The organism is Rubellimicrobium thermophilum DSM 16684 (genome assembly GCF_000442315.1).
In the GTDB taxonomy this organism is placed as follows: Bacteria; Pseudomonadota; Alphaproteobacteria; order Rhodobacterales; family Rhodobacteraceae; genus Rubellimicrobium; species Rubellimicrobium thermophilum.
In genome coordinates, this window is sequence record NZ_KE557324.1 from 199,682 (window position 1) to 225,541 (window position 25,860).

Consider the following 25,860-nt stretch of genomic DNA (forward strand, 5'->3'; position numbering starts at 1 on the left):
GAGGCCATTCATGAGCCATCCGACCGAAGATCCTGTCTGCGCCCCGGCCCGGGCCCGGCGTGCGGGCGGGCGGGCCGCCCGGCAGGCCGAGCGCGCGGCTCCGCTGCCCGACTCGCTCCGCCCCGTCCGGCCCGGTCTCGAAGGGGGGCGCTACAGCCCCCTGACCGAGGAGGGGGTCCTGCGCATCCATCGTGCCGCTCTCGATGCGCTCGAACAGATCGGGCTGGCCCGGGCGCCCGCTTCGGGCGTGGAGATCCTGACCGGGGCGGGCGCGGTGCTGGGCGCGGACGGCCGCATCCGCTTTCCCCGCTCGCTGGTCGAGGACATGCTGGCCGTGGCCGCGCGCGGCATCACGCTGCATGGCCGTGATCCCCGGCACGACCTGCATCTGGGCGGCAGCCGGGTCCATTTCGGCACCGCTGGGGCGGCCGTCCATGTCGTGGATGTGGAACGGCGCGAATACCGCGATTCGACCGCACGGGATCTCTTCGATGCCGCCCGGCTGGCCCAGGGGCTCGACAACATCCATTTCTTCCAGCGGGTGATGGTCTGCCGGGACATCCCCGACAATCTGGAGATGGACCTGAACACCCTCTATGCCTGCTGCGCGGGCACCACCAAGCATGTGGGGACCAGCTTTTCCGACCCCGCCCATGTCGCCCCTGCGCTCGAGATGCTCCATCTGATCGCCGGCGGAGAGGCGCGCTGGCGCGAGCGGCCCTTTGTGTCCAATTCCAACTGCTTCGTCGTCCCCCGATGACCTTTGCCGAGGAATCCTGCCGCACGATGGAGGCCTGCATCCGCGGCGGCATGCCGGTTCTCCTGCTCTCGGCCGGGCAGGCGGGGGCCACGGCGCCCGCCTCGATCGCCGCGGCCATCGTCCAGGCGGTGGCCGAATGTCTGGCCGGTGTCGTGTATGTGAACGCGATCAGCCCCGGTTTCCGGCGATCTTCGGCACCTGGCCCTTCGTGTCGGACCTGCGCACGGGTGCGATGTCCGGCGGTTCGGGCGAGCAGGCGCTGCTGACGGCGGGTTGCGCCCAGATGCATCGCTTCTACGGCCTGCCCGGCGGGGCGGCGGCCGGAATCGCCGACAGCAAGCTGCCCGACATGCAGGCGGGCTGGGAACAGGCGATCTCCAACACGCTGGCGGGGCTTGCCGGCCTCAACATGGTCTATGAGGCGGTGGGCATGCATGCCTCGCTCCTCGGCTTCTGCCCCGAGAGCATGGTTCTGGGCGATGACCTTCTCGGTCAGGTGCTGCGCTGCGTGCGCGGGATCGAGGTGACGGAGGAGACCGTCTCGGTGGAGGTGATTCGCCAGGCCTGTCTGGGCGGGCCGGGTCATTATCTCGGCTCCGAACAGACGCTGAAGCTCATGCAGAGCGATTATGTCTATCCGGCCGTGGCCGACCGGACGAGCCCCAAGGAATGGAACGAGCTGGGGCGCCCCGATCTGCTGGAGCGCGCCATCGCCCGCAAGAACCGGCTGCTCGAAAGCTGGCGCCCGGTCATCGACCCGGTCACCGACCGCGCCGTGCGCGAACGGTTCCGCATCCATTTCTGACCCGGTTCCGGCCCGCCCCCGTGCCGGGTCAGCGCCCCTTCCAGACCGGATCGCGCTTCTCCGCGAAGGCGCGGAAGCCTTCCTTCAGATCCTCCGAACCGTAAAGCCGGTCCACCGTGGGAAGCTGGCGCTTGGTGATGCGGTTCAGGGCGTCCTGGAACTTGGAGTCCTCGGCGTCGCGGACGATCTCCTTGATCGCGGCCATCACGAGGGGGGGGCCCGAGGCGATGTGTCGGGCCATCGCGCGGGCCTCCTCCATCAGCCGGTCGGCAGGGTGGATGCGGTTCACAAGGCCCCAGCGATGCGCCTCCTGCGCGTCGATCCAGCGGCCTGTCAGCAGCATCTCCATGGCGATGTGATAGGGAATGCGCTTGGGCAGCTTGATGCTGGCGGCATCGGCCACCGTGCCCGAGCGGATCTCGGGCAGGGCAAAGGTCGCATGTTCGGCCGCCAGGATGATGTCGCAGGACAGCGCCAGCTCCAGACCGCCGCCGCAGCAGATGCCGTTGACGGCAGCGATGACGGGCTTGTTCAGCCCTGGCAGCTCCTGCAGGCCGCCGAAGCCGCCCACGCCGTAATCGCCATCCACCGCATCGCCCGCCGCCGCAGCCTTCAGATCCCAGCCGGGGCAGAAGAATTTCGGCCCGGCGCCGGTGACGATGGCCACCCGCAGATCCGGGTCGTCGCGGAAGGCCCTGAAGACCTCGCCCATGAGGCGGCTGGTGGCAAGGTCGATGGCATTCGCCTTCGGCCGGTCGAGTGTCACTTCGAGGACATGGCCCTCGCGGCGGGTTCTGACAGGCCCGTTCTGGGGGGTGTCGGTCATGGCTCCTCCAGTCGGATCAGGGCATCCACCGCCACCGCCCCCGATGGCGAGACGATGAGCGGGTTCACGTCGAGTTCCACCAGACGGGCGGCCTCGGCGACCGCGAAGCGGGTGATGGCCTCGACGGCGTCGAGCAGGGCCCCGCGGTCTGCGGGGGGCGCGCCGCGCCAGCCCTCGAGCAGGGGCGCAAGGCGCAAGGATCGCAACGCCGCGTCGATGGTCTCGCGCCCGGCGGGCAGGATCAGCGTGACGCTGTCGCGCAGCAGCTCGGCCAGCACGCCGCCCGCGCCCAGCGTCAGCGCAAGAAGGCCCGTCGCATCCCGCGTGAGGCCGATCAGGAGTTCGACTCCGGCCGGGGCCATCTCCTCGGCCATCAGCCCCGAGCCCAGAGGGGCGGAGTCGCTGCGCGGCTGCGCGCAGCGCCGCCTCGTCGGCAAGGTTCACGGCGACGGCCCCGGCCTCGGTCTTGTGCGCGAGGCCCAGCGCCTTCAGGGCGAGGGGATAGCGCAGCCCGCGCGCCGCGGCGACGATGTCTTCGGCATCCGCTGCGGTCACCGAAGGGGGGACGCGCAGACCATGGGCGGCAAGCGCCGCCTTGGCCTCGGCCTCCGACAGGGTGCGGATGGCCCCGCCCGGTGCCCGACCCAGCAGGGCCGGGCGGCCCTCCGGCCGGAGGCGGCCGGCGCGGATCGCGGCGTCGATGGCGGCGATGCCGGCCTCCATCCCGTGCAGGACGGCGACGCGCCCCCTTCGAATTCGGCCGTGAGATCCTCATCGATCGTCTCGGGAAGGGAGGACAGCACGGCGGCCCTTCCGCCCGTGCGCCGTTTCGCGCCCAGGATCGCCTCGACGGCACAGCGATAGGCGGCGGGATCGCAGCGGTCCGGGCGGGGCAGGTCGAGAACGAAGGCCGACAGGTCGAAGCCCCCCGCCATGACGGCGGCGAAGGTCTCGGTCATCCGCGCCGTGTCGCCCCAGATGAAGGTGTGGTAGTCGAGCGGGTTCGCCACCGTCACCAGGGGGCCGAGGATGTCCCGCAGCTGCGCCGCCGTGGCGGGGGGGAAGGGCGCCCAGCGGATCGCCGTCCCTTCGGCGGCGTCGGCCATCAGCGACGCCTCGCCCCCCGAGCAGGAGACGGAGACCACCTGCGGCCCCCTGAGCGGCCCGCCATGATGCAGCAGCTTCAGCGTCTCCAGAAAGGGGCCGAGTCCCGCAACCTCCACACAGCCTGTCCGTTGCAGGAAGGCAGAGGCCACCGCCGGCCCCCCTGCGAGCGAGGCGCTGTGCGAGAGCGTGGCGGCCTGCGCGGCAGGGGAACGCCCGGCCTTGAGGACGACCACGGGCTTGCCCAGGGCCTGGGCCTCGGCGGCCATGGCCTCGAAGGCGCGGATATCGCCGAAGCCCTCGACATGAAGGCCGAGGGCCGTCACGCGCGGATCGCGCAGGGCCGCCGTTGCCAGGTCGGCAATCCCCGTCTGCGCCTGGTTGCCGGCCATCAGCACATAGGCGATGGGCAGGCCGCGCCGCTGCATCGTCAGGTTGATGGCGACATTCGAGGACTGGCCGACGATGGCGACGCCGCGCGTCACCGGCACGAGGCCGTGCTGATCCGGCCAGAGCGCCACCCCGTCGAGTGCGTTCAGAAGGCCATAGCAGTTGGGCCCCAGGATCGGCATCGGTCCTGCGGCCGCAACCAGACGGGCCTGCAGCGCATCCGCCCCCGCCTCCCTGAAGCCGCTGGCAAAGCAGACCGCGCCGCCCGCCCCCATGGCGGACAGGGCGGCCACGACATCCACCGTCGCCTCGCGGTTGACGCCGACAAAGGCAGCGTCGGGGGGGGCCGGCAGATCCGCCAGAGAGCGCAGGCAGGGCACGCCGGCGATGGCCTCGCGCCGGGGATGGATGGGCCAGATCGGGCCGGAAAAGCCGGCCTTGCGAAGCTGGATCACCACATTCTCGGCCCAGCCACCCCCCAGAACGACGACCGAGGCCGGCCGGATCAGGCGGGAGAGGTCGGGGGCAGGGGCCGGCATCGTCAGGCCCCGAAGGGACGCAGAAGCGCCCGGCTGATGATGTGGCGCTGGATCTCGCTTGTCCCTTCCCAGATGCGCTCCACGCGGGCATCGCGCCAGATGCGTTCCAGGGGTAGCTCCTCCATCAGGCCCATCCCGCCATGGATCTGGATGGCCTCGTCGGCAACCATGGCGAGCATCTCGGTCGCCTTGAGCTTGGCTGCGGCCATGTCGGCATCGGTCGCGGTGCCCTGATCGTATTTCCAGCCCGCCTCGAGGATCATCAGCTCGGCGGCCTTCATCTCCACCGCCATGTCGGCCAGCTTGAAGCCGATGCCCTGGAAGCGGCCGATGGGTTGTCCGAACTGCTGGCGCGTGGCGGCCCATTCCACGGCATGGGCAAAGGCCCGTTCTGCCCGGCCGAGACAGGTTGCGCCGACCTGCAGGCGGGTGGCCCCCAGCCAGCGATTGGCCACCTCGAAGCCCCTGTGGGGTTCGCCCAGGACCTGTTCGGCCGGCAGGCGCACATCGTCGAATTCGATGATGCTGTTGGTATAGCCGCGATGCGAGACATTGCGGTAGCCGTCACGGATGGTCAGGCCCGGCGTGCCGCGATCCACGAAGAAGGCGGTGATGCGCTTGCGGGGGCCGCGGGGCGTGTCGTCCTCTCCCGAGGCCATGAAGGCGATCACGAAACCCGCGATATCGGCATGGGAGATGAAATGCTTGGTGCCGTTGAGCACCCAGCCCCCCCTTTTTCCCTGCCGGGCGGTGGCCTTCATCCCCCGCAGGTCGCTGCCGGCGCCGGGCTCGGTCATGGCGAGACAGTCCCAGGTCTCGCCCCGGACGCAGGGTTTGAGATAGCGTTCGATCTGATCCGGCGTGCCGGCGCAGAGGATGTTGGAGGGGCGCGCCACGCAGGTCCAGTGAAGGGCATAGTTGGCCCGCCCCAGCTCCTTCTCGTAGAGCAGCCAGGTCAGGGTATCGAGCCCCGCCCCGCCATGTTCGGCGGGGATGTTGGCGGCATAGAGGCCCGCGGCGATGGCCTTGGCCTTCACCTCCTCGACGATCTCGCGCCGCAGATGGCCACTGCGCTCCACCTCGGCCTCATGGGGGTAGAGCTCCTTCTCGACAAAGCTGCGGGTGGTCTCGACGACGAGACGCTGTTCCTCGGTCAGCCCGAAATCCATGGCCTATCCCTTTGGCTGGCCGACATGGCGGCCGATCCCTTCCGGCCGGGGCAGACGGGCATGAAGGGCGGCGACATGGTCGATCCGCCGGCGGACGGCGGGCGGAGGATCGGCGCTGGCGCGGCGTCTGAGGTCCATGTGGATCAGCAGATGTTCCGCCGTGGCGAGCAGGCGTTCGCCGGCCCGCATGGCATGCCACAGATGGACCTTGCGCCCCTGCGCGGCGATGACCTGCGTCGTGACGGCGATGTCCTCCTCGCGCGAGACTTCGGCCAGATGGCGGATATGGGTCTCGGCGGTGAACAGCGAATGGCCTGCGGCGATCGCCTCCGCATCGAGACCGACCATCCGCATGAAGCCGTCGGTGGCCAGGGCAAAGGCCTCCAGATAGCGGCTTTCGGTCATGTGGCCGTTGTAGTCGAGCCAGTGGGCGGGAACGCGGATGGCGAAGGTGGGCAGCGGCCCTGTCCAGTCCGGTTCGGGGGCTTCGGCGGCCAGCCGCGTCTCGTGTTCGGCCAGAAGCGCGCCCGCCCCCCAGCCCGTGCCCTGAAGCGCCTTCTGGATCGCGATCAGGTTGTCGTCGCGGATGCGCTCCAGTTGCCGGATGGGGATATGGCCGCTCTGGGCGTCGCTCTGCCCGGCGATGAGATCGACAAGGGCGTCGTCGAATTCGGGCACATCCGTGAGCCTTGTCCAGGGCCATTTCAGGCAGGGGCCGAACTGGGCCATGAAATGGCGCATCCCGGCCTCTCCTCCGGCGACGCGATAGGTGTCGAAGACCCCCATCTGCGCCCAGCGCAGGCCGAAGCCGTAGCGCACGATGTCATCGAGCTCCTGCGTGGTGCAGATCCCGTCCCGGATGAGCCACAGCGCCTCGCGCCAGAGAGCCTCGAGCAGGCGATCGGCGACGAAGGCCTCGATCTCCCGGCGGATGCGGACGGGCTTCATGCCGAGCGTGGGATAGAAGGCCATCGCGCGGGCAATCGCCTCTTCGGAGGTCCTCTTGCCCCCCACGATCTCCACCACCGGGAGAAGATAGACGGGGTTGAAGGGATGGGCGACCAGAAGCCGTTCGGGATGGCGCAGCGGGGCCTGCAGGTCGCTGGGCCGGATGCCGGAGGTGGAGGAGGCGATCAGGGCATCCGGGGCGGCGCTGTCCTCGGCTTCGGCATAGACGCGGTGCTTGATCCCGATCCGTTCGGGCACGGCCTCGACGATGAGATCCGCGCCGGCACAGGCCTCGGCCACGGAGCCTGCCATGCGGACCTGCCCCTTTGGGCGGCGCGGTGCCGTGTAGAGCTTGGCATAGGCCGCATCGGCATTGGCCAGCGCCGCTTCGAGCCGCCTCTGCGCATCGGGGGCGGGGTCGAAGACGGCGACATCATGGCCGTTCTCGATCAGCCGCGCCACCCAGCCGGCGCCGATCACGCCGCCGCCCAGGACGGCCGTGTTGCGGATCGTCATGGTCAGCCCCACCGCTTTGTCAGCTTCAGCCTTTCGCGCACCTCGGCAGGGCCGAGCAGGCGCGCGCCCATCCCCTCGGCGACGCGGCGCGCCTGCGTCACCAGGGCCCCGTTGGTGGCCGGCACGCCGCGGGACAGCCAGAGATTGTCCTCGAGCCCGACGCGGACATGGCACCCCCCGGCGATGGCGAGGCCGACATAGGGCAACTGGTTGCGTCCGATGGAGAAGGCCGAGACGGTCCAGCCGTCCGGCACCGCCTGCCGCATGGCGAGGAAGGTAGCCAGATCGTCCGGGCCCCCCAGGGGATGCCCATGCAGAGCTGGATCATCGCCGGTTCGTCGATGGCGCCCTGCGCATGCAGCCATTTCGCCAGCAGGATGTGTCCGGTGTCGAAGGCCTCGATCTCCGGCCGCACGCCGAGGCTCTGGATGCCCCTGGCCATGGCCAGCAGCATGGAGGGCGTGTTGACCATGATGTAGTCGCCTTCGCCGAAATTCATCGTGCCGCAGTCGAGCGTGCAGATCTCCGGCCGGATGGCGGCGACATGGGCCAGACGTTCGGTTGCGCCGGCCATGTCGGTACCCTGCTCTGCCGGCGGCAGGGGGTTTCGGGATCGCCCAGCGTCAGATCCCCGCCCATCCCGGCCGTCAGGTTCAGGACCATGTCCTGTCCCGATTCGCGGATGTGCCGGACGACCTCTTCGTAAAGGTCCACACGACGCGCCGCCTTGCCCGTGTCCGGGTCACGGACATGGATGTGGACGATGGCCGCCCCCGCCTCGGCCGCCTCGAGACAGGCCTCGGCGATCTGGCGGGGGGTGACGGGCACCTTGTCGGAGCGGCCCGTCGTGTCCCCCGCGCCGGTGACGGCACAGGTGATGAAAACCTCGCGGGAGGGGGCAAGCGGCATGGGACCTCTGGAATCGCGTGGAATCGCGTTGTGCCGCCATCATGCCGCAGAAAGGTCGGGAGCCGGTTGACGGCAGACGATGGCTCTTTGACATTTTGCGCAATGTCCCATCGCTTCGCATCCGGCCCGGTCGCGTCCCCCCTTGCCGTCACCATCCTGGTCCTGCCCGGCAGTTCGCTGATGTCCCTCGCCGCCACGGTCGAACCCTGGCGCGCGCTCAACCGCCTCTCCCCAGAGCTGCGGGCGGACTGGCGCCTGGTCAGCCTCGATGGCGGGCCGGTGCTGCTCTCCTCGGGGATGCCCTTCGCGGTGCAGGGGCCTCTCGGGCCGGATCTGTCGGGCGATCTGCTGGCCATCATCGGCGGCATCGACGCGCTGGAACATGCCCGGCCTGCGCTGGGGATGCTGCGGGGGCTCGTGCGGCGCTTTGCGCGCGTGGCCGGGATCGAATCGGGGGCCTGGGTGCTGGGGGGGCTCGGCCTGCTCGAGGGGCGGCGCGCGACGGCGCATTGGGAGGACCACGAGGAGTTCCTCCTGCGGCATCCGGGGGTGGATGTGCGGCCCGATCGCTGGGTGGCGGACGGGCCCGTGCTGACGGCGGGGGGGGGCCTCGCCCGCCCTCGACCTGATGCTGCATCTGATCCGCGAGCGCTGGGGACCGGCGGCGGCTCTCGCGGTGGCCAGCGTCTTTGTCTATGACGAGACGCGCGCCGCCTCCGAGCCCCAGCCTGCCGTGAGCATGGGGCGGCTGGCCCTGCGCGAACCGCGGGTGGCGGCCGCCGTGCGGGCGATGGAGCAGGCCCTCGACCGGCCCCTGCCGGCCGAGGCCCTCGCCCGGCGTGCCGGAGTGAGCCTGCGGCGGCTCGAGATGCTGTTTCGCGAGCATCTGGGCGCCTCGCCCGGGGCCTATTACCTGTCGCTGCGGCTCAGCGCGGCGCGGCGGCTCGTGACGGATACGGCCCTGCCCCTGGCCGAGGTGGCCGAACGGACGGGCTTTGCCTCGCTCTCGGCCTTCAGCCGCGCCTTTCGGCGCCATGCGGGCATGACGGCGCGCAAGGCGCGGGCGATGGCGCGGGCAGGGCGGGCATCGCCCTCCGGCCGGGAGGGAGGGCACTGAGGCCAGGCAGGAGAAGGGGGGACAGGGGGCCATCGTGACCCCGACCCGAATGCGTCGCTTTTGCACGGCAAAGCGTCGCTGGAGCGGGGCGGGCTGCGGCAGAGCACGTCAGGATGACCCCCAGGGACATGCCCGGATCCTCTTCGGCGGTTGCGCGCCCGGCGCGGCTGGGGGATGATCCGGGCCAAGAACGGGACAACCAAGGTCCGACAGGGGAGTGGACGATGACCAGACTGACAGGGCCGGTGCGGGCCGGCATTTCGCGCCGGGGGATCCTCAAGGGCAGTGCGGCGGTGGGTGCGGCGGCGCTGGTGACGCCCTGGGGCACCCCGCTTCGCGCGCAGGAGCCGAAGCAGGGCGGCACGCTGCGCATCGGCATCGCCGCGGGCAACACCAATGACACGGTCGATCCGGCCGTGGCCGAGCATGTCTTCACCCACATGCTCCTGCATGCCTTCAATGCCTATCTGTTCGAGGTCCTGCCCGATGGCAGCCTGGTCGGCGAACTGGCCGATTCCTGGGAGGCCACGCCCGATGCCGCGACCTGGACCATCCGTCTGAAGGACGGGTTGCGCTTCCATGACGACCGGCCGATCACGGCGGCCGATGTCGTGGCCTCGCTCGACTATCACCGCGGAGAGGGCTCGACCTCGGCGGCCAAGTCGCTGCTTGATCCGGTGACAGAGCTGCGGGCCGATGGCGACAGCACCGTCGTCATCGTGCTGAATGCCGGGAATGCGGATTTCCCCTATCTGCTGTCCGACTACCATCTGCCGGTGAAGCCGGCGACGGACGGGGCCATCGATCCGCTCGGGACCGTCGGTGCGGGGCCCTTCATCCTCGAGAGCTTCGAGCCCGGCGTGCGGGCGACCTTCACCCGCAACCCCGGCTACTTCAAGCCGGGCCGGCCCTATTTCGACGGGCTGGAGCTGATCTCCATCGTCGATGCGGCGGCGCGGCAGAATGCGCTGATCTCCGGCCAGGTGGATCTCATCGACCGCGTGGACCTGCCTACCGTCCATCTGCTCGAACGGGCACCCGGCATCCGCATCATCAGCCTCAACGGCGGAGAGCATTACGGCTTTCCGATGGACACGCGGGTGGCACCCTTCAGCGACAATCATGTCCGCATGGCGCTCAAGCTGGCCATCGACCGGCAGGAGCTGGTGGACAAGATCCTCAACGGCTATGGCTCGGTCGGCAACGACAACCCGATCAACCCGTCGATGCCCTTCTTCGATGCCTCGATCCCGCAGCGGGAATACGATCCCGAACAGGCGAAATGGCATCTCCAGCAGGCGGGGATGGACAGCCTGACGGTGGATCTGCACCTGGCCAACTCGACCTTCGAGAACGCCATCGATGCCGGCCTCCTCTATGCCGAGAAGGCGCAGGCCGCCGGCATCACCATCAATGTCGTGCGCGAACCCGATGACGGCTACTGGTCCAATGTCTGGATGGTGAAGCCCTTTGTCGGCACCTACTGGGGCGGACGGCCGGTGCCGGACTGGATGTATACCACGGCCTATGCCGCCGGCGCCGCCTGGAACGAGACCTTCTGGGATCATCCGCGCTTCAACGAGCTGCTGCTGGCCGCGCGGGTGGAGCTCGACCCCGCGCTGCGCCAGGAGATGTATTCGGAGATGCAGCTGATCGTGCGCGACGAAGGCGGCATCGTCATCCCGATGTTCGCCAATTACACGATGGCCTACAGCGACCGGCTTGCCCATCCCGAACAGGTCGGCGCGAACTGGATCCTGGACGGCTTCCGCGCCCCCGAACGCTGGTGGTTCGCCTGATGCCGGCATACAGGCCCCGGCAGGTCCGGGGCCGCTCCCCTGCCGGGGGGCGGGCATGACCGTGATCCTGCGCATGATCGCCCGGCGGGTGGCGCTGGGCGTGCTGGTGCTCTTTGCGGTGACGCTGCTGATCTTCGGCTCGATCGAGCTGCTGGGCAGCGACATTGCCGAAGCGCGGCTCGGCCAGGCCGCCACGGAGGAGACGGTGGCCGCCATGCGCGAAAGGCTGGGCCTCGACCGGCCCGCCCCGGTGCGCTACTGGGAATGGATCTCGGGGGCGGTCAGGGGCGATCTGGGCACCTCGCTCACGGATGGGCGGCCGATCGCGGCCATGGTGGGGCCGCGGCTCGGCAACACGCTGTTCCTTGCAGCCTATGCCGCGGTGATCGCGGTGCCGCTGTCGATCCTCCTCGGGATGCTGGCGGCGCTGTGGCGCAATTCCTGGTTCGACCGGGGCGCCAACATCGCCACGCTGACAGCCATCGCCTTTCCCGAATTCTTCGTCGCCTACATCCTGATCTATCTCTTTGCGCAGACGGGCCTGTTCCCGACCATGGCGGCGGTGCGGCCGGGCATGGGCCTGGCCGACCGGCTGCACATGACCTTCCTGCCGGCGCTGACGCTCGCGCTCGTGGTCACGGCGCACATGATGCGGATGACACGGGCGGCGATCATCAACCTGCTGGCCTCGCCCTATATCGAGATGGCCCGCCTCAAGGGCCTGTCCCCGCCCGCATCATCGGACGGCATGCGCTGCCCAATGCCGCCTCGCCCATCATCAACGTGGTGGCGCTGAACCTGGCCTATCTCATCACCGGCGTGGTGGTGGTGGAGGTGGTGTTCGTCTATCCCGGCCTCGGGCAGCTGATGGTCGATGCCGTGACCTATCGTAACGTGCCGGTGGTCCAGTCCACGGCGCTGATCTTCGCGGCCGCCTATGTCCTGCTCAACCTGCTGGCTGACGTGCTCGCGACCATGGCGAATCCGCGCCTTCTGCACAGGAGATAGCCGCGGATGGCCCTGCTTGTTCCTCTGGGATGGATCGCGGCGGTGCTGGCGGGCGGCGCGGCCCTGGGCTGGCTGTTCCGCCGCCTCGCCATGACGGCGGCCCATGGCACGCGGGCGGCGCGGGCCGTGCGCAGCATGCCGCTGACGGCCGCCTTCGGCCTGGCGGTGATCCTGATCTATGCCCTGGTCGGCCTGTTCGCCCCGCTCATCGCCCCCTTCAGCGAACGCGAGGTCGTCGGCGCGCAATACCTGCCCTGGTCGTCGGAGCACTGGCTGGGCACCGATCATCTGGGGCGCGACATGTTCAGCCGGATGGTCTATGGTGCCCGCAACACGGTGGGCATCGCGCTGGCCACCACGGCGCTGGCCTTCGGGATCGGCACGGTGCTCGGGCTGATCGCGGCGGCCGTGGGAGGGTGGGTCGATCAGGTCCTGAGCCGCATCGTGGACGCCTTCATGGCGATCCCGGCGCTGATCTTCGCCATGCTGCTGCTGACGCTGCTCGGCCCCTCGATCCCCAACATGATTCTCGTCATCGCCGTCATCGATGCGACACGTGTCTTCCGCCTTGCCCGCGCGGTGGCGATGGACATCGTGGTGATGGATTATGTGGAGGCCGCGCGCCTGCGGGGTGAAGGACTGGCCCGCATCATCGCGCGCGAGATCCTGCCCAACGCCATGGCGCCGCTGGTGGCCGAGTTCGGCCTGCGCTTCTGCTTTGTCTTCCTGTCGATCTCGGCGCTGTCCTTCCTCGGCCTCGGCATCCAGCCGCCCACGGCGGACTGGGGCAGCATGGTGCGCGACACGGCCACGCTGATCACCTTCGGGGACATCACGCCGCTGCTGCCGGCCGGGGCCATCGCCCTGCTGACCGTGGCCGTCAACTTCGTGGTGGACTGGCAGCTCCACCGCGCTTCGGGGCTCAAGGACTGATGGCGCCGCTTCTGGATATCCGCGATCTCACCATCGAGGGCCGTTCGGGCGACGACTGGATGCCCCTTGTCAGGGGGGTGTCGCTGACCCTGAACCGGGGCGAGGTGCTGGGCCTGATCGGCGAATCCGGGGCGGGCAAGTCCACGCTGGGCCTGGCCGCGATGGGCTATGTGCGCGACGGATGCCGGATCGCCGGGGGGTCCATCCTCTTCGACGGCATCGACCTTGTCCGCGCGCCCGAGGACCAGCGCCGCCGGTTGCGGGGTCGGCGCATCGCCTATGTCGCCCAGTCCGCCGCGGCCAGCTTCAACCCCGCCCACCGCCTGATCGACCAGACGGTGGAAGCGCCCGTGGTCCACGGCGTCATGCCTCGCGCCCAGGCCGGACGCGAGGCCGTCGCGCTCTATCGCCGGATGCAGCTTCCCGATCCGGACGGCATCGGTCTGCGCTATCCGCATCAGGTCTCGGGCGGACAGCTCCAGCGGGCGATGACGGCAATGGCGATGGCCTCGCGCCCCGATCTCATCATCTTCGACGAACCGACGACCGCTCTCGATGTGACGACGCAGATCGAGGTTCTCTCCGCGATTCGCGACATCGTGCGCGATTCCGGGACGGCGGCGATCTACATCACCCACGATCTGGCCGTCGTCGCGCAGATGGCCGACCGCATCAAGGTGCTGCTGCGCGGACAGGAGGTGGAGGAGGCCGACACGCGGTCCATGCTGTCCGCCCCGCGCGAGGCCTACACGAAGTCGCTCTGGGCCGTGCGCAGCCATCAGCGCCCCGAGCGCCCGCCTCCCGTGGGCGAACCCGTGCTGGCGGTGCGTCATGTCAGTGCTGCCTATGGGATGATGCAGGTCCTGCATGGCATCAATCTCGATCTGCATGTCGGACGCACGACGGCCGTGGTGGGGGAATCGGGATCGGGCAAGTCCACGCTGGCGCGGGTCATCGCCGGACTGCTGCCGCCCGCAAGGGGAGAGCTGCGCCTGGCCGGCCGGCGGCTTGCCCCCTCCTACCGTATGCGGCCCAGAGAGGATCTGCGCGCGGTGCAGATGATCTATCAGTCCGCCGATACCGCGCTGAACCCGAAGATGCGCCTGCGCGAGATCATCGGTCGGCCGGTGCAATTCCATGCCGGGCTGTCCGGGGCCGCGCTCGAAAGGCGCCTGCACGAGCTGATGGAGATGATCGAGCTCGACCCCGCAACCTTCCTCGACCGCCTGCCCTCGGAGCTGTCGGGCGGGCAAAGGCAGCGTGTCGGCATCGCCCGGGCGCTGGCGGCCGAACCGCGTGTGCTGCTCTGCGACGAGGTGACGAGCGCGCTCGACCAGATCGTGGCCGAGGGGATCCTGAAGCTGCTCGATCGCCTGCAGGAGGAGCTGGGCCTGGCGATCCTGTTCATCACCCATGACATTGCCACGGTCCGGGCCATTGCCGACGATGTGGTGGTGATGAAGGACGGGCGCATCGTGACGCAGGGCACCAAGGCGGACGTCCTGGCCCCGCCGCATGATCCCTATACGGAACTGCTGCTCTCCTCGGTCCCCGAGATGGATCCCGACTGGCTCACCCGGGTTCTGGAACGGCGCGCCGCTCCGTCCGCCCGGGCGGCCGGGCGCTGAGGATCAGAGCGATCCGGCGCTGCGGATCAGTCCGAAGCCCGAGCCGATCAGCGTCATGATCGTCTGGGCCGAGGTCACGGGGCTTTCGGTGGCATAGATCAGATCGCCCGACAGGATGCGGAACTGACCCGCGCTGAACAGCCCGTCGGCCGATGTCAGGTCGATCGTGAACACCACCCGCGTATGGGGCGGGCCGGATCCGTCCGCCCGCACGGCCGAGGACGGATAGCCGCGCAGGATCAGCACGCCCTTGGGGTCTGCCCGCGCCTCCGAGACGCCGCCGATGATGGACAGCGCATCGAGGGCGCTCACGACATCCTTGGGGAAGCGATGCATGGCTTCGGAGCCCGCGGCCCCGAGCGAGAGGAAATAACGGTCGTCGGGCTCGACGATGACGCGGTCCCCCCCGCGCAGCGTGGTGTCGAGGCGGGGGTCGCTGAACAGCCGCTCCACCGAGATGCCGTAGAGCTGCCCCCCCCGCATCAGCGTCACCTGCGGATTGTTGAGCGAACGATCCACCCCGCCCCCCTCCGCCAGCAGGGACAGGATGGTCGCGCTCTGATCCTGCAGCGGATAGGTGCCGGGACGGCCGACCCCGCCCACGAGGCTGACCATGTTGCCCCGAGTCTCGGCGATCTCGAGCTGGACCTGGGCCGATGGCGTGACCTCGACATAGCGGCCCTCGATGACCTCGCGCGCGCGGTCGGGGCTCATCCCGGCGACGCGGATCGTCCCGATATAGGGCATGAACACCGTGCCCGAGGCCGAGACGGTCACGGGATCAAGGGTGATCGACCGCTGGCCGGGCGAGGTGAGCAGCGAGTTGTCCTCGGTGTTCCAGACGGTCACGCGCAACACATCGCCGGCGGCGATGATGCGGTTGGGGGGTTCGGCCGTATGGCCGATCCATTCGAGATGCCGCTCGCCGATGCGGGGCCAGGATTCGAAGCGGGCGAGGCTGGCGCGGGTCACGGGTTCCACGGCAAAATCGGCGGGCACCTCGTCCGAGGTGACGCGCAGCACCTCGGATTCGAGGCCCGCCCCCCGGGGCAGCGCCCCACAGGCGGCAAGGCCAGACGCCAGCATCAGGACCAGAACCCCCCTCGCGGGGCCGGATCCGGCCGCCCCTGTCCGCGACAATGCCCTGCGCATCCGCCTTCGCCCTCATGTTCCGCCCGGCGCGGTCTCTCGTCCGGCGAGCCGGCGGGGCCGCGTCTTCGTGGGTGATCCTTAGCGGGCGCGCAGGGCTTCGCAAAGCCCGAAGGCCGGGCGCCCTAGCGGAAACCTGCCTCCGGGCGCGGATCAGGCAAAGACGAACATGTCTGCGGTGAGGTCGGCGAGCCTGGTCTGCGACAGCACGACCGTCGTCCCCTGATCCGCGAAGTGGACGTCCGCGCCCACCTGCGTCATCCGCGCGAGCGCCTCACCGGCGTGACTGTAGCCGAAGCCGTGGAACTCGAGCCAGTCCCAGGACTGGAGGTCGGCCACGCGATGATGGCCCGCATCGGCGCGCGAGAACACGAAGCTGTCCGCCCCGATACCCCCGTGCAGCACGTCGCTTCCCGGCCCCCCGTTGAGCCGGTCGTCGGGCCCCTGCGCGCGCATCCAGGCCTTCATCTCGGCGGCCGTCTTCGTCTGGAACTCGCGGCTTTCGGCAAAGCCGCGCACGACCTCGGGGCGCGTCATCTGTCCCGAGGCGAGCTGTCCGGTCCAGTGGGCCAACCCGCCCGGATCGGGGGCCCGGTCGAGCACATTGTTGTAAAGCAGGGTGACGAACTGCCGATCGTCGGTCGCCCCGTAGCGCAGCTGGAACTCGCGCGAGGCGGTGAAACCCTGGACCACCGACAGATAGGGCCGCCCCCCTGCCAGCGCCTCCGCCCAATGCGCAAACCCCCCCGCATCCGGCTCACGGTCGAACACCGCACCATAGAGGCGGTAGATCTGCGCGCCCTGCACCTCGGTCGGGCCGCCGGCACGCTCGCCGAAGAGGCGGTCATGGCCTGTCCCACCGCGCAGCACGTCGCGGCCCGGCCCGCCATAAAGTACGTCGTTGCCCGCCGCGCCGTCGATGATGTCGTTGCCGGCCATGCCGTGGATGACGTTGCCCGCCGCGTTGCCGGTGATCCTGTCATCGGCCCGTCCGGCGACATAGTTTTCGATCACCGTGCCGATGGCGATGGCGAGGTTGCCCTTGAGGCCGAACACGTCCGAGATGGCGCCATCGTTCAGGTCCACCCGCTGCGCCTTGGTGTCGTGCGAGAAGTCGATCCTGTCGATCCCCCCCTCCATCGTAGATCGTGGCGGTGGCATTCGACAGGCCCTGCGGCCGGGCGAGCAGGGACCCGAGATAGGTCTTGAGCGTCCCGCCCAGGCCATAGACCGTGTCCCCCGCGGTGGCCCCCCCGCGCGGGGCGCCATAGAGGCTCTGGATGGCCATGACATCGGCCATCATCGGCGTGACGACGCGGGCATAGCTCGCATCGATAAAGGTGTTCTCGTTCTGGTTGAAATAGGACATGACCGACTGCTGCCACGAGTCGGTCAGGAAGCGCGCCTCGCTGAAGGAGGCATTGGCGCGGTAGGTGCCCAGATGCCCAAGGCCGAGCGCGTGGCCGATCTCGTGCAGATAGGTGTGGAAGCTGTAGCTGTCGAGCGTGGTGCCATAGCGGGCGAGCCAGTCGGTGGAGATCACGACCTTGGCCGACAGGATGGTGCCGCCGCGGGTGGCGCTGTGGCTGGTACTGGCGCCGGCTGCGTTGTCGTCGAACAGGATCTTGCCGCCCGACGTCACCTCGCGGAAATCGAGGTCCACGACCGATTTCCACGCCTCCAGTGCCTGCCGGGCAAGCCACTGCCCCTCTGCGGTCAGGCCGGTCAGGTTCACCGTGACGACCTTGTTCGTGGGCGTGACGGCATGCCTGAGCGTGGTGAAGGGAAGACCCTCGGCCCGCCAGTATTCGTGGGTCATGTAATGGGCCAGGGTCTGCGTCGCGGCGGGCATGGCGCTCATCGGGTCACGCTCCCTAGTCGAGTTGATCGGATCGTCGTCCTGTCCGGGTTGCAGGGGGCTTGCGTCGCAGGGTCGGGGACCGATGCGGCCGGAATGGGGCGCCGGGACGGCGCTGATGGGTCATCGGCTGAGGATCCTTCGTACTTGATCGCAGACGGGTTCCTTCTGAGGATCGTGGCTGGAACGGATTGAAACTTTCCTGACGGACGCGACGAAAATTCCCCGCTCTGTCGCGCCGGGACTAGGCTGAGCCCCAGGGAGGAGACAGCGCCATGTTCCGTGCCACGGAGACCTTTGCAACTCATGCGGTGGCCAACCAGCCCGAACCGGCGGATCCCCCCGATCCCTGGGCGGACGATCCGGCCCTGCGCGGGCGTCTGGCCGCGCAGGGGGGCGATGCGCAGACGCCTGCCGCGCTGGGTGCCGCGATCCGCGACGGCGATGCCTGGGCCCTGGGCGAGGCCGCACGCCGCCACCCGCCCGAGCTGCGCCTCTGGGACCGGGCGGGCCGGCGGCTGGACGAGGTCGCGTTCCATCCCGCCTGGCACGCCCTCATGGCGATGGGGCTGGAGGCGGGCTATGCCGCACGGCCCTGGGACGGGCGGCCCGGCGGGCATGTCGCCCATGCGGCCATGGTCTATCTGCTGACCCAGGCCGAACCGGGGGTCTGCTGCCCGATGACGATGACCTATGCCGCCGTTCCGGCACTGCGCGCCGATCCGGCGCTGGCGGCGCTCTGGGTGCCGCGCCTGACGGCCGCGGCCTATGACCCGGCCCTTGCCCCCGTCGCGGAGAAACGCGCCGCGACCATGGGCATGGCCATGACCGAGAAGCAGGGCGGCAGCGATGTCCGCGCCAACACCACCCGCGCCGAACGGGATGGCGAGGACTGGCGCCTCACGGGGCACAAATGGTTCTGCTCGGCCCCCATGTCGGACGGGTTCCTGACGCTCGCGCAGGCGCCCGGCGGGTTGACCTGCTTTGTCGTCCCCCGCTGGCTGCCCGACGGGACGCGCAACGCCATCCGCCTCCAGCGCCTCAAGGACAAATGCGGCAACCGCGCCAATGCCAGCGCCGAGATCGAATACGAACGGGCCTGGGCGCAGCGACTCGGCGAGGAGGGGCAGGGGGTCCGCACGATTCTCGGGATGGTCCATCACACGCGCCTCGATACCGCGATGGCGCCCGCGGGCCTCATGCGCGCCGCCCTGCGCGAGGCGCTGTGGTGGTGCGAGGGGCGCAGGGCCTTTGGGCGGCGCCTGATCGACCAGCCCCTGATGCGTCGCGTGCTGGCCGATCTGTGCCTCGACTGGGAAGGGGCGCTGGCGCTCGGCCTGCGGGTGGCGGCGGCCTTCGACCGGGGCGAACAGGCCTTCGCCCGCATCGGCGTCGCGCTGGCCAAGTTCCTTGCCAACAAGCGCTGCATGACCGTCATGGCCGAGGCGATGGAGGCCTTGGGCGGCATGGGCTATGTCGAGGACACGCCGATGCCCATGCTCTACCGCGAGGCGCCGCTCAACGGCATCTGGGAAGGCTCGGGCAACGTGATCGTGCTCGATGTCCTGCGCACCCTCTCGCGCGTGCCGGAGGCCCGCGAGGCGCTCGAGGCCGAATGGGACGCAGGCGCCGGCGATCCGCCCTATGACGCCGCGCTTGCCGCCTTCCGCGACCGCTGGCCCGGCCCGCCGGATGAGGGGGATGCGCGGCTCTGGGCGGCACAGGCGGCGGCGCTGCTGACGGCCTCGGTCCTGGCCCGCACCGCGCCTGCGCCGGTGGCCGAAGGCTATGCCCGTGCGCGGCTGGCGGATTGTCCGCCCGTCCCCGGCGCCCTGACGGGTCTGGCCGAGGGGGCGATTCTCGCCCGCCTCGGAGGGGCAGGGCCCGCGGGGGAATCGGAATGACAGGCCCGGGGACGCGACCAGGAGCAGACATGGAACTTCACATCACGCCACCCCTTGCGGTGCTGTCCTGTCGCAGACGGCTGCGGTTGCCCGAGATCGGTCTGCACGCCCCCCGGGTCTATGCCGATCTGCATGCCCGGGCGCGTTCGCGCGGATTCGCGGCCGATGGGCCTCCGGTCTTTGTCGCACGTGACATGCCGATGGATGCGCAGACCCTCTTCGACATGGATTTCTGTCTGCCGGTGAAGGGGGACGATCTGCCCCTTCTGCCGCCGCTGCGCTGTGCCAGGGCGATCCATGAGGGGCCGTTGGCCGGGTTGTTCGTCCGGGGCTATCAGCCGCTTCTGCAGGCCATCGCCCTGGCGGGACTGCGCATGAGCGGCGAAAGCCGCGAGGTCTATCACGCCTGGCACGGCCCTGAATCGCCCGACAACCGCATCGAGATCCAGATCGGCCTTGCGGCATGACAGGTGCTCCGCTGCCGGCGCGCCTCTGCCGCCGGGGGAACGATCCCTCGGCCCAGGGCTTTCCGGCAGCCCGGGCTGGCCGCGGCGGCAGGCACCCCGTGCCGATGATCCGTCCCCGATTTCCGGCCTGTTCCGTCAGGCCCTGCCCCCGAGTCCTGCCGACAGGACCGCGCGGCGCCCTATATATGATCCTGCATGCTGGGGGGCAGGACGGCGCGCGGGCGCCGGGGGAGGAGGAGAGCCGCCCATGACGGCGCAGGTCACGCTCGACGACAAATATGCCGCGACCGAGGGGCATGTGTTCCTCACCGGCACGCAGGCGCTGGTGCGCCTGCCCATGACGCAGATGCGCCGCGACCGGGCGGCGGGGCTGAACACGGCGGCCTTCGTCTCGGGCTATCGCGGCTCTCCGCTGGGGGGGCTCGACCAGCAGTTCCTGGCCGCGAAGCGGTTCCTCGATCCGCTCGACATCGTGTTCCAGCCCGGCGTCAACGAGGATCTGGCCGCCACAGCCGTCTGGGGCAGCCAGCAGGTGCCGCTCTGGCCGCAGGCGACGAAGCAGGGCGTGGTCGGCCTGTGGTATGGCAAGGGGCCGGGGGTGGACCGCTCGGGCGACGTGTTCAAGCATGCCAACGCCGCGGGCACCTCGCGCTACGGCGGTGTGCTCGCCATCGCGGGGGACGATCACACGGCCAAGTCCTCCTCGATCCCCCACCAGTCCGATCACGCCTTCATCTCGGCCGTCATTCCGGTCCTCTACCCTTCCTCGGTCCACGAGTTCCTGGAGCTGGGCCTTCTGGGCATCGCCATGAGCCGCTGGTCGGGCTGCTGGGTCGGCTTCAAGGTCATCTCCGAGACGGTGGAAACCACCGCCGTCGTCGATCTGGCGCAGGAGAAGGTGCAGTTCGTCACGCCCGAGGATTTCGAGCTGCCCCCCGGCGGGCTCAACATCCGCTGGCCGGACCCGCCCCTGCTGCAGGACGAACGCCTTCAGGAATGGAAGGGCTATGCCGCGCGCGCCTTTGCCCGCGCCAACCGCGTGGACCGTGTGACCGTCGATCCGCCCGGCGCGCGCTTCGGCATCGTCGCCTCCGGCAAGGCGTGGGAGGATGTCGATCAGGCCCTGCGCGAGCTGGGCCTCGGCCCGGCGGAACTGGCCCGCGCGGGGGTGCGCCTGTGCAAGGTGCGCATGCCCTGGCCGCTGGAGCCCGAAGGAATCCGCGCCTTCTCCGCCGGGCTCGATGAGGTGCTGGTCGTCGAGGAGCGGCGCGAGATCATCGAACATCAGATCAAGCAGCAGCTCTTCAACTGGCGGGCGGATGTGCGCCCGCGCATCGTCGGCAAGTTCGATCACGAGGATCGTCCCTTCCTGTCGCTGTCGAAGGGCCTGACGGTGGGGACGGTCGCCCGCGCCATCGCCGACCGGCTGGAGGCGAACGGCCTGCCGGACGACCTGCACGAGCGGATCGAGGGACGCCTGCGCCGGCTCGAGGCGATCGAGCGCGAGGCCGCCGCGCATGAGGCCCCCGTCCTGCGCCAGCCCTGGTACTGCCCCGGCTGTCCGCACAACACCTCCACGAAGGTGCCCGAGGGCAGCCGCGCCATGGCGGGGATCGGCTGCCACTACATGGTCCAGTGGATGGACCGGAACACCGAGACCTTCACCCAGATGGGGGGCGAGGGCGTGCCCTGGACGGCCATCAGCCGCTTCACGACCGAACGGCACCGCTTCGTCAATCTCGGCGACGGGACCTTCTACCATTCCGGCATCCTTGCCATCCGTCAGGCCGTCGCGGCCGGCACCACGGTCACCTACCGCCTGCTCTACAACGATGCCGTGGCGATGACCGGCGGGCAGGCCGTGGACGGCCCGCTCGACCCCGCGCAGGTCGCGCGGATGCTTGCCGCCGAGGGGGTGGCCGCGATCCGCATCGTGGCCGAAGATCCCGCCGCCGTCACCGGCCCGCTTCCCCCGGCGTGACCGTCGAGGGGCGCGACCGCTTCGATGCGCTCCAGCAGGAGCTGCGCGAGGTGCCGGGCGTGTCGGTCCTGATCTATGTCCAGACCTGCGCGGCCGAGAAGCGCCGGCGGCGCAAGCGCGGCACGCTGGCCGACCCGGATCTGCGCGTCTGGATCGACCCCGAGATCTGCGAGGGCTGCGGCGACTGTTCGGTGCAGTCGAACTGCATCGCCGTGGAACCGCTGGAGACCGAATGGGGCCGCCGCCGCCGCATCAATCAGAGTGCCTGCAACAAGGATCTGAGCTGTCTCAAGGGCTTCTGCCCCTCCTTCGTGACGCTCGCGGGCGCGGTGCCCCGCCGCTCCGCCGCCGCCGCCCCCGATGCCGCGGACCTTCCCGATCCGGTCCTGCCCCAGGTGGGAGAGAGGACCTGGAACATCGCCGTCACCGGCGTCGGCGGGACCGGGGTGCTGACCATCGGCGCGATCCTCGGCATGGCCGCGCATCTCGACGGGCTCTCGCCCATGGTGCTCGACATGGCGGGGCTGGCGCAGAAGGGGGGGCGGTGCTGTCGCATATCCGCATCGGCCGCCCCGAACGCCCGCCCGCCGAACCGCGCATCGTCACCGGCGCGGCCGATGTGCTGCTCGCCGCCGATGCCGTGGTCGCCGTCTCGAAGGAGGCGCTGGTGCTCTGCGATCCCGCCCGCACCACAGGCATCGTCAACACCCATCTCACCCCCGTCGCGGCCTTCGTGCTGAACCGCGACACCGACTTCCGCGAGCGCGAGACGCGCGCGCTGCTCGAGGCCCGCCTCGGCCCGGCCACGCGCTTTGCCGATTTTGCCGCCGCCGGGCTGGCCGTGGCGGGGGATGCCATCGCCGCCAACATGCTGATGCTGGGCTTTGCCTGGCAGGCGGGTCTGCTGCCCGTCACGCGCGAGAGCATCGAGGCCGCGATCCGCCTCAACGGGGTGGCCGTGCAGGCCAATCTCGACGCCTTTGCCTGGGGGCGCATCCTTGCCCATGATCCCGCGCGTCTGCCTGCGCCGGAGGCACCCGCCCGCGCGCTGGCCGACATGACGACGGCCGAGGTCGTGGCCCATCGCCGCGCCCATCTTCTCGCCTATGGCGGAGAGCGCCTCGCCCGCCGCTATGATGCGCTGCTCGCCCGGCTCGAGGCCGCCGCGCGCGCACGCCTCTCCCCGGAGGCCGCCGAGCGCCTCCTGCGCGCCGCGGCCGAAGGCCATGCCCGCGCCCTCGCCCCCAAGGACGAATACGAGGTCGCCCGCCTCCTGACCCGCCCCGGGCGGCAGGCCGCGATCGCGGCCGAGTTCGAGGGCAGGGGCCGGCCGACGCTGCATCTGGCGCCGCCCTTCCTCGGCACCGGCGGCCCCGGGGGGCGGCCGCGAAAGCATGCCTTCGGCCCCTGGATCATGCCTGCGCTGCGTCTGCTCGCGCGGATGCGGGGGCTGCGCGGCACGCCCTTCGATCCCTTCGCCCGCACGGCCGAGCGCCGGGCCGAACGCGCCTTCCTCGCCGCCTTCGAGGCCGATGCAGAGCGGATCGCGGGCTGTCTGTCACCGGCCAATCTCGACGCCGCCATCGCGCTTTTGCGGCTGCCGGTGGAGGTGCGGGGCTTCGGCCCGGTGAAGATGAAGGCCCTGGAGGAGGCCTCTCGCCGGCGCGTGGCGCTTCTGGCCGTGCTCGATCCGGCGCCGGGCCGGGCGATGGCGGCGGAATAGGCGACGGAACAGGAAGAGGGGGCACATGGACTTCGACCTCGGGGACGACATCGCCGCCCTGCGCGAGACGGTGGCGCGCTGGGCGCAGGAAAGGCTGGCCCCCCGCGCGGCCGCCATCGATCGCGACAACCGCTTTCCCCCCGATCTGTGGGAGGAGATGGGGGCGCTGGGCCTGCATGGCCTGACCGTGCCGGAGGAGTTCGGCGGCAGTGCGATGGGCTATCTCGCCCATGTCGTCGCGGTCGAGGAGGTGGCGCGCGCCTCGGCCTCGGTGGCCCTGTCCTATGGCGCGCATTCCAATCTCTGCATCAACCAGATCGTGCTGAACGGCAGCCCGGCGCAGAAGGCGCGTCTCCTGCCCGATCTCGTCGCCGGCCGCAGGGTGGGGGCCCTGGCGATGTCCGAATCCGGGGCGGGGTCCGATGTGGTGGGGATGCGCCTGCGCGCCGAACCGACCGATGACGGGGGCTGGCGGCTCCACGGACACAAGTACTGGATCACCAACGGCCCCGTGGCGGATGTGGTGCTGGTCTATGCCAAGACCGACCCGGAGGCCGGATCGAAGGGCATCACCGCCTTCCTGGTGGAGAAGGGCGCGCCCGGCTTCACCCGGTCGCCCCATTTCGACAAGCTGGGGATGCGCGGATCGGACACGGGCGAGCTGGTCTTCGACGGCACGCCCGTCGGTCCCGATGCGGTGGTGGGAGAGGTCGGGCGCGGCGTGGCGGTGCTGATGTCGGGCCTTGATTATGAACGCGTCGTGCTCTCGGGGATCGGGCTCGGGATCATGGCGGCCTGCCTCGATGCGGTGCTCCCCTATCTGCGCGAACGTCACCAGTTCGGACAGCCCATCGGGCGCTTCCAGCTCATGCAGGCCAAGGTGGCGGACATGCATGTGGCGCTGAACAGTGCGCGCGCCTATGCCTATGCCGCCGCCCGCGCTTGCGATCGCGGGACGATCACGCGGGCGGATGCCGCGGCCTGCGTGCTCTATGCCTCCGAACAGGCGATGGTGCAGGCTCATCAGGCCGTGCAGGCCTTCGGGGGGGCGGGCTTCCTGAACGATTCCCCCGTCAGCCGCCTGTTCCGCGACGCCAAGCTGATGGAGATCGGCGCGGGGACATCCGAGATCCGCCGCATGCTGATCGGGCGGGAGATCCTGGGGCTGTGAGGGCTGTGAGGGCTGTGCGGGCTGTGAGGGCCGTGAGGGCGCGAGGGGAGCATCCGTCAGGGCGCCGCTGTCCCGCGGGCCAGGATCAGCGCCCCTTCGAGCGCCGTCCCCCTTGCTGGGCGGATGGGAAAGCGGCCGGCCAGGCGGGCGGCATGGGCGGGCCCCAGCCCCCCCAGAAAGACCACGGGCAGGTCCTCGTCCCCCGCAGCAGATCGATCGCCGCCGCCACATCCGCGACAGCCTGCGCCATGACGGCCTGCGCGCCCGGATCGTCCGAACCGATGACGCGGGGGGCGAGGGCGGCCCAGTCCGCCGGCCGCGCTTGCAGGGAGAAGGCGACAAGCCCCTCCGGCCCGCCATGCTGCTCGAGCAGCGCCGCCAGAAGCGGTGTCAGGGGCAGGAACCCGTCCCGGGCGCGCAGGGCGCGGGCACAGATCGCCCGCCCGATCCAGGCCCCCGATCCCTCGTCCCCCAGCGTCAGGCCCCAGCCGCCGATCTGCCGGATGACGCTGCCGCGGCGGGCGGCGAAGACCGATCCCGTCCCGATGGCGGCCACCACGCCATTGTCTCCGCCCAGCGCCCCGAGCGCCGCGGCCACGGCATCCGTCTCGATCCGGGCAGAGGCAAAGGGCAGGCGCGGGGCGATGCGGGCCACCGCCCCTGCCGCATTCGCCCCGGCCAGGCCCAGCCCCGCCCGTGTTGCGGCCATGCGTTCCGGGGGCAGACCGGCCGCGGCAAAGGCGGCGCCGACGGCGGCCAGGATGTTCGCCAGCGCCCCCTCGGGGTCCGAGGCGATGTTGGCCGGTCCCGCCTCGCCATGGCCCAGCACGCGCCCATCGGCATCGGTCAGCACCGCGCGGCAGCCCGTCCCCCCGCCATCCACGCCCGCAAGCAGCATCGTCCGGCCCTCGCCATCCTTCCCATCGGGCAGCCTAAGCGGGATGCTCATGCGCCGGGCAACCCCGCCGGTGGCGCGAATCGGCTACCGGGCCGCCGGAGGCCTTGCCCCGCAACACCCTGCTGCGCTGCAGCGCAACAGGGAAAGTCTGTCGGATCAGGGGGTTGCGCGCCTGTTTCCCGATTCTTAACCCCCACCGTTCGGCGCTGTAGGATTCTGTTAACCCTTGCCGGTGCATCCTGCCCCGGACCGCAACCG

General features: G+C 70.2%; 19 protein-coding genes and 4 pseudogenes. 12 read left to right on the forward strand and 11 right to left on the reverse strand.

Features of this window, described 5'->3' with window-relative positions; all coding sequences use genetic code 11:
- Positions 1-10 precede the first annotated feature (10 nt).
- Positions 11-1,565 (forward strand): annotated as a pseudogene (locus RUTHE_RS13265) (trimethylamine methyltransferase family protein).
- 28 nt (positions 1,566-1,593) lie between these two features.
- Here RUTHE_RS13265 and RUTHE_RS13270 read toward each other — a convergent pair.
- The 7 genes and pseudogenes from RUTHE_RS13270 to RUTHE_RS13290 form a co-directional block, all read right to left on the reverse strand.
- Complete coding sequence (locus tag RUTHE_RS13270) at positions 1,594-2,391, reverse strand: carnitinyl-CoA dehydratase (RefSeq protein WP_021098971.1); 798 nt, start codon at positions 2,389-2,391, stop codon at positions 1,594-1,596.
- A complete protein-coding gene (locus RUTHE_RS18435; RefSeq protein ID WP_342662255.1) occupies positions 2,388-2,828 on the reverse strand; it encodes an acetate--CoA ligase family protein in 441 nt (146 codons plus the stop codon). Before RUTHE_RS18435 ends, RUTHE_RS13270 begins: the two co-directional genes overlap by 4 nt.
- Positions 2,829-2,847: 19 nt before the next feature.
- Positions 2,848-3,015 (reverse strand): annotated as a pseudogene (locus RUTHE_RS18440) (acetate--CoA ligase family protein); the annotation flags it as partial.
- The gene (locus RUTHE_RS13275; protein WP_021098973.1) at positions 2,943-4,424 is read right to left on the reverse strand and encodes a CoA-binding protein; all 1,482 of its coding nucleotides are present in this window, start codon (positions 4,422-4,424) and stop codon (positions 2,943-2,945) included. The pseudogene RUTHE_RS18440 and the gene RUTHE_RS13275, both read right to left, overlap by 73 nt.
- 2 nt (positions 4,425-4,426) lie before the next feature.
- Positions 4,427-5,593 (reverse strand): acyl-CoA dehydrogenase family protein, encoded by a 1,167-nt coding sequence (locus tag RUTHE_RS13280; protein WP_021098974.1) that lies wholly within the window; start codon positions 5,591-5,593, stop codon positions 4,427-4,429.
- 3 nt (positions 5,594-5,596) lie between these two features.
- On the reverse strand, positions 5,597-7,057 hold the full coding sequence (locus RUTHE_RS13285; protein ID WP_021098975.1) for a carnitine 3-dehydrogenase: 1,461 nt from the start codon (positions 7,055-7,057) through the stop codon (positions 5,597-5,599).
- A gap of 2 nt (positions 7,058-7,059) precedes the next feature.
- Positions 7,060-7,966, reverse strand: a pseudogene (locus RUTHE_RS13290) (beta-keto acid cleavage family enzyme).
- A gap of 102 nt (positions 7,967-8,068) precedes the next feature.
- Here RUTHE_RS13290 and RUTHE_RS17100 point away from each other — a divergent pair.
- The 6 genes and pseudogenes from RUTHE_RS17100 (at position 8,069) to RUTHE_RS13315 (ending at position 14,451) form a co-directional block, all read left to right on the forward strand.
- Positions 8,069-8,665: an AraC family transcriptional regulator gene (locus RUTHE_RS17100; protein ID WP_021098978.1), complete on the forward strand. Its 597-nt coding sequence runs from the start codon at positions 8,069-8,071 to the stop codon at positions 8,663-8,665.
- The gene (locus tag RUTHE_RS17105; protein WP_211217758.1) at positions 8,595-9,083 is read left to right on the forward strand and encodes a helix-turn-helix domain-containing protein; all 489 of its coding nucleotides are present in this window, start codon (positions 8,595-8,597) and stop codon (positions 9,081-9,083) included. The genes RUTHE_RS17100 and RUTHE_RS17105 overlap by 71 nt, the downstream gene beginning before the upstream one ends.
- A 224-nt stretch (positions 9,084-9,307) precedes the next feature.
- Positions 9,308-10,882 carry an ABC transporter substrate-binding protein gene (locus RUTHE_RS13300; protein WP_021098980.1) on the forward strand — a complete coding sequence of 525 codons (1,575 nt, stop codon included), beginning with the start codon at positions 9,308-9,310 and terminating at the stop codon, positions 10,880-10,882.
- Positions 10,883-10,937: 55 nt separating this feature from the next.
- Positions 10,938-11,890, forward strand: a pseudogene (locus RUTHE_RS13305) (ABC transporter permease).
- A 6-nt stretch (positions 11,891-11,896) separates the two neighbouring features.
- On the forward strand, positions 11,897-12,823 hold the full coding sequence (locus tag RUTHE_RS13310; RefSeq protein ID WP_021098983.1) for an ABC transporter permease: 927 nt from the start codon (positions 11,897-11,899) through the stop codon (positions 12,821-12,823).
- Positions 12,823-14,451: an ABC transporter ATP-binding protein gene (locus RUTHE_RS13315; RefSeq protein ID WP_021098984.1), complete on the forward strand. Its 1,629-nt coding sequence runs from the start codon at positions 12,823-12,825 to the stop codon at positions 14,449-14,451. The genes RUTHE_RS13310 and RUTHE_RS13315 overlap by 1 nt, the downstream gene beginning before the upstream one ends.
- 3 nt (positions 14,452-14,454) lie before the next feature.
- Here RUTHE_RS13315 and RUTHE_RS13320 read toward each other — a convergent pair whose 3' ends face one another.
- The 3 genes from RUTHE_RS13320 to RUTHE_RS17800 form a co-directional block, all read right to left on the reverse strand.
- Positions 14,455-15,603 carry a polysaccharide biosynthesis/export family protein gene (locus tag RUTHE_RS13320; protein WP_021098985.1) on the reverse strand — a complete coding sequence of 383 codons (1,149 nt, stop codon included), beginning with the start codon at positions 15,601-15,603 and terminating at the stop codon, positions 14,455-14,457.
- A 150-nt stretch (positions 15,604-15,753) separates the two neighbouring features.
- Entirely contained in the window at positions 15,754-16,686 is a 933-nt protein-coding gene (locus tag RUTHE_RS15625; RefSeq protein ID WP_051150477.1) for a DUF4214 domain-containing protein, read from the reverse strand.
- The gene (locus tag RUTHE_RS17800) at positions 16,580-17,461 is read right to left on the reverse strand and encodes a M66 family metalloprotease (protein WP_021098987.1); all 882 of its coding nucleotides are present in this window, start codon (positions 17,459-17,461) and stop codon (positions 16,580-16,582) included. The genes RUTHE_RS15625 and RUTHE_RS17800 overlap by 107 nt, the downstream gene beginning before the upstream one ends.
- A gap of 272 nt (positions 17,462-17,733) precedes the next feature.
- Between RUTHE_RS17800 and RUTHE_RS13330 the strand changes: the two genes are divergently transcribed.
- From RUTHE_RS13330 to RUTHE_RS13345, 5 genes are all read left to right on the forward strand, one after another.
- Positions 17,734-19,362 carry an acyl-CoA dehydrogenase family protein gene (locus RUTHE_RS13330; protein ID WP_021098988.1) on the forward strand — a complete coding sequence of 543 codons (1,629 nt, stop codon included), beginning with the start codon at positions 17,734-17,736 and terminating at the stop codon, positions 19,360-19,362.
- 29 nt (positions 19,363-19,391) lie between these two features.
- On the forward strand, positions 19,392-19,829 hold the full coding sequence (locus RUTHE_RS13335; protein WP_021098989.1) for a GyrI-like domain-containing protein: 438 nt from the start codon (positions 19,392-19,394) through the stop codon (positions 19,827-19,829).
- A gap of 247 nt (positions 19,830-20,076) precedes the next feature.
- The gene (locus RUTHE_RS18445) at positions 20,077-21,810 is read left to right on the forward strand and encodes an indolepyruvate ferredoxin oxidoreductase family protein (protein ID WP_021098990.1); all 1,734 of its coding nucleotides are present in this window, start codon (positions 20,077-20,079) and stop codon (positions 21,808-21,810) included.
- Positions 21,811-22,354: 544 nt separating this feature from the next.
- Positions 22,355-23,533: a DUF6537 domain-containing protein gene (locus RUTHE_RS18450; RefSeq protein WP_021098991.1), complete on the forward strand. Its 1,179-nt coding sequence runs from the start codon at positions 22,355-22,357 to the stop codon at positions 23,531-23,533.
- 25 nt (positions 23,534-23,558) lie between these two features.
- Entirely contained in the window at positions 23,559-24,704 is a 1,146-nt protein-coding gene (locus RUTHE_RS13345; protein WP_021098992.1) for an acyl-CoA dehydrogenase family protein, read from the forward strand.
- Between the two features lie 85 nt (positions 24,705-24,789).
- Here the strand turns inward: RUTHE_RS13345 and RUTHE_RS13350 are convergent, their stop codons facing one another.
- A complete protein-coding gene (locus RUTHE_RS13350) occupies positions 24,790-25,653 on the reverse strand; it encodes a glucosamine kinase nucleotide-binding domain-containing protein (RefSeq protein WP_245542248.1) in 864 nt (287 codons plus the stop codon).
- Positions 25,654-25,860 lie beyond the last annotated feature (207 nt).

Excerpts from the sequence above, each read along its gene's own strand:
- RUTHE_RS13270 (WP_021098971.1), bottom strand. The coding sequence starts at position 2,391 with ATGACCGACACCCCCCAGAACGGGCCTGTCAGAACCCGCCGCGAGGGC.
- RUTHE_RS13275 (WP_021098973.1), bottom strand. The coding sequence starts at position 4,424 with ATGCCGGCCCCTGCCCCCGACCTCTCCCGCCTGATCCGGCCGGCCTCG.
- RUTHE_RS13280 (WP_021098974.1), bottom strand. The coding sequence starts at position 5,593 with ATGGATTTCGGGCTGACCGAGGAACAGCGTCTCGTCGTCGAGACCACC.
- RUTHE_RS13285 (WP_021098975.1), bottom strand. The coding sequence starts at position 7,057 with ATGACGATCCGCAACACGGCCGTCCTGGGCGGCGGCGTGATCGGCGCC.
- RUTHE_RS17100 (WP_021098978.1), top strand. The coding sequence starts at position 8,069 with ATGTCCCATCGCTTCGCATCCGGCCCGGTCGCGTCCCCCCTTGCCGTC.
- RUTHE_RS17105 (WP_211217758.1), top strand. The coding sequence starts at position 8,595 with ATGCTGCATCTGATCCGCGAGCGCTGGGGACCGGCGGCGGCTCTCGCG.
- RUTHE_RS13300 (WP_021098980.1), top strand. The coding sequence starts at position 9,308 with ATGACCAGACTGACAGGGCCGGTGCGGGCCGGCATTTCGCGCCGGGGG.
- RUTHE_RS13310 (WP_021098983.1), top strand. The coding sequence starts at position 11,897 with ATGGCCCTGCTTGTTCCTCTGGGATGGATCGCGGCGGTGCTGGCGGGC.
- RUTHE_RS13315 (WP_021098984.1), top strand. The coding sequence starts at position 12,823 with ATGGCGCCGCTTCTGGATATCCGCGATCTCACCATCGAGGGCCGTTCG.
- RUTHE_RS13320 (WP_021098985.1), bottom strand. The coding sequence starts at position 15,603 with ATGCGCAGGGCATTGTCGCGGACAGGGGCGGCCGGATCCGGCCCCGCG.
- RUTHE_RS17800 (WP_021098987.1), bottom strand. The coding sequence starts at position 17,461 with ATGAGCGCCATGCCCGCCGCGACGCAGACCCTGGCCCATTACATGACC.
- RUTHE_RS13330 (WP_021098988.1), top strand. The coding sequence starts at position 17,734 with ATGTTCCGTGCCACGGAGACCTTTGCAACTCATGCGGTGGCCAACCAG.
- RUTHE_RS13335 (WP_021098989.1), top strand. The coding sequence starts at position 19,392 with ATGGAACTTCACATCACGCCACCCCTTGCGGTGCTGTCCTGTCGCAGA.
- RUTHE_RS18445 (WP_021098990.1), top strand. The coding sequence starts at position 20,077 with ATGACGGCGCAGGTCACGCTCGACGACAAATATGCCGCGACCGAGGGG.
- RUTHE_RS13345 (WP_021098992.1), top strand. The coding sequence starts at position 23,559 with ATGGACTTCGACCTCGGGGACGACATCGCCGCCCTGCGCGAGACGGTG.
- RUTHE_RS13350 (WP_245542248.1), bottom strand. The coding sequence starts at position 25,653 with ATGAGCATCCCGCTTAGGCTGCCCGATGGGAAGGATGGCGAGGGCCGG.